Origin of the sequence: Salinicola sp. DM10, from assembly GCF_017306975.2 — a bacterium.
In the GTDB taxonomy this organism is placed as follows: Bacteria; Pseudomonadota; Gammaproteobacteria; order Pseudomonadales; family Halomonadaceae; genus Salinicola.
The window spans coordinates 1-3,248 of the sequence record NZ_JAFLEN020000011.1; the positions used below are offsets into that span (position 1 = coordinate 1).

The 3,248-nt window shown below is 55.1% G+C and carries 2 rRNA genes; both read left to right on the forward strand.

Annotated features, from left to right (window positions below):
- Nucleotides 1-94 precede the first annotated feature (94 nt).
- A 23S ribosomal RNA gene (locus tag J0A90_RS18365) occupies nucleotides 95-2,983 on the forward strand.
- 144 nt (nucleotides 2,984-3,127) lie between these two features.
- Nucleotides 3,128-3,243 (forward strand): 5S ribosomal RNA (gene rrf / locus J0A90_RS18370).
- The last annotated feature ends 5 nt before the right edge of the window (nucleotides 3,244-3,248 follow it).

Here is a 3,248-nt window from a genome sequence, read left to right on the forward strand (position 1 = left end):
GTAGTTGGAATGGCGAAGAGCGAAAAGTGATACGTCTCAAGCGTATCCGGCAATTGTCGTTGTGATCGCGCGACCAGACTCCTTCGGGTTATATGGTCAAGCGATTAAGCGCACACGGTGGATGCCTTGGCAGCCAGAGGCGATGAAGGACGTTGTAGCCTGCGAAAAGGCTCGGTGAGGTGGCAAACAACCTGTGACCCGGGCATGTCCGAATGGGGAAACCCACCCAGCACAAGCTGGGTATCCCACACTGAATCCATAGGTGTTGGGAAGCGAACCGGGGGAACTGAAACATCTAAGTACCCCGAGGAAAAGAAATCAACCGAGATTCCCCCAGTAGCGGCGAGCGAACGGGGAGTAGCCCTTAAGCAGGTGACTGGTTAGACGAACGGTCTGGAAAGTCCGGCCATAGCGGGTGATAGCCCCGTAGTCGAAAACCTGATCCTGTGAAATCGAGTAGGTCGGGGCACGTGAAACCTTGACTGAACATGGGGGGACCATCCTCCAAGGCTAAATACTCCTGGCTGACCGATAGTGAACCAGTACCGTGAGGGAAAGGCGAAAAGAACCCCGGAGAGGGGAGTGAAATAGATCCTGAAACCGTGTGCGTACAAGCAGTGGGAGCCGACTTGTTCGGTGACCGCGTACCTTTTGTATAATGGGTCAGCGACTTATATTCAGTGGCGAGCTTAACCGTATAGGGGAGGCGTAGAGAAATCGAGTCTTAACTGGGCGACCAGTCGCTGGATATAGACCCGAAACCGGGCGATCTATCCATGGCCAGGGTGAAGGTCAGGTAACACTGACTGGAGGCCCGAACCGGGATCTGTTGAAAAAGATTCGGATGAGCTGTGGATCGGAGTGAAAGGCTAATCAAGCTCGGAGATAGCTGGTTCTCCTCGAAAGCTATTTAGGTAGCGCCTCACGTATTACCGCCGGGGGTAGAGCACTGTTTCGGCTAGGGGCCCATCCCGGGTTACCAACCCGAGGCAAACTCCGAATACCGGTGAGTAGAGCGTGGGAGACACACGGCGGGTGCTAACGTCCGTCGTGAAAAGGGAAACAACCCAGACCGTCAGCTAAGGCCCCCAAATTCTGGTTAAGTGGGAAACGATGTGGGAAGGCATAGACAGCTAGGAGGTTGGCTTAGAAGCAGCCATCCTTTAAAGAAAGCGTAATAGCTCACTAGTCGAGTCGGCCTGCGCGGAAGATGTAACGGGGCTCAAACCAGATGCCGAAGCTACGGGTTCATCCTCAGGATGAGCGGTAGAGGAGCGTCGTGTAAGCCTGCGAAGGTGTGTTGAGAAGCATGCTGGAGGTATCACGAGTGCGAATGCTGACATGAGTAACGACAAGGGGAGTGAAAACCTCCCCCGCCGGAAGACCAAGGGTTTCTGTTCTACGTCAATCGGAGCAGAGTGAGTCGGCCCCTAAGGCGAGGCTGAAAAGCGTAGTCGATGGGAAACGGGTCAATATTCCCGTACCGGATGTGGTTGCGATGGGGGGACGAAGAAGGCTAGGTGAGCCAGGCGTTGGTTGTCCTGGTGAAAGTCAGTAGGCTGAGAGCTTAGGCAAATCCGGGCTCTCAAGGCCGAGAGACGAGACGAACGGACTACGGTCCGGAAGTCATCGATGCCACGCTTCCAGGAAAAGCCTCTAAGCTTCAGATCACATGCGACCGTACCCCAAACCGACACAGGTGGTCAGGGTGAGAATCCCAAGGCGCTTGAGAGAACTCGGGTGAAGGAACTAGGCAAAATGGCACCGTAACTTCGGGAGAAGGTGCGCCGGCGTAGCGTGAAGAGACTCGCTCTCCTAGCGCGAACCGGTCGAAGATACCAGGTGGCTGCAACTGTTTATTAAAAACACAGCACTCTGCTAACGCGTAAGCGGACGTATAGGGTGTGACGCCTGCCCGGTGCCGGAAGGTTAATTGATGGTGTTAGCGCAAGCGAAGCTCCTGATCGAAGCCCCGGTAAACGGCGGCCGTAACTATAACGGTCCTAAGGTAGCGAAATTCCTTGTCGGGTAAGTTCCGACCTGCACGAATGGCGTAATGATGGCCACGCTGTCTCCACCCGAGACTCAGTGAAATTGAAATCGCAGTGAAGATGCTGTGTACCCGCGGCTAGACGGAAAGACCCCGTGAACCTTTACTATAGCTTCACACTGGACGCTGATGTTGCTTGTGTAGGATAGCTGGGAGGCTTGGAAACCGTGACGCCAGTTGCGGTGGAGCCAACCTTGAAATACCAGCCTGGCATCATTGGCGTTCTAACTTCGCACCGTGATCCGGTGTAAGGACAGTGTGTGGTGGGTAGTTTGACTGGGGCGGTCTCCTCCGAAAGCGTAACGGAGGAGCACGAAGGTACCCTCAGCACGGTTGGAAATCGTGCATTGAGTGCAAGAGCATAAGGGTGCTTAACTGCGAGACAGACACGTCGAGCAGGTACGAAAGTAGGTTCTAGTGATCCGGTGGTTCTGTATGGAAGGGCCATCGCTCAACGGATAAAAGGTACTCCGGGGATAACAGGCTGATACCGCCCAAGAGTTCACATCGACGGCGGTGTTTGGCACCTCGATGTCGGCTCATCACATCCTGGGGCTGAAGTCGGTCCCAAGGGTATGGCTGTTCGCCATTTAAAGTGGTACGCGAGCTGGGTTTAGAACGTCGTGAGACAGTTCGGTCCCTATCTGCCGTGGGCGTTGGAGATTTGAGAAGCGCTGCTCCTAGTACGAGAGGACCGGAGTGGACGCACCTCTGGTGTTCCGGTTGTCACGCCAGTGGCACTGCCGGGTAGCTATGTGCGGACGGGATAACCGCTGAAGGCATCTAAGCGGGAAGCCCCCTTCAAGATGAGATCTCCCTGAGACTTCGAGTCTCCTAAAGGGTCCAGCAAGACGAGCTGGTTGATAGGCACGGTGTGGAAGCGCTGCAAGGCGTTGAGCTAACGTGTACTAATGCCCCGTGAGGCTTGACCATATAACCCCAAGGGGTCTGGGTCGGGCGATCACATCGCGACAATGGCCGGATAGGCAAGAGACGTATCATCAGCATGATCCAGATTGGTCGATGTGAAGCCGGCGCGTGAAAGCGTGCCACAGGTTCATGTCGACGTCAGTTTTGCCTGACGACCATAGCGAGTGGGAACCACCTGATTCCATGCCGAACTCAGAAGTGAAACCGCTTAGCGCCGATGGTAGTGTGGGGTCTCCCCATGTGAGAGTAGGTCATCGTCAGGCACCTA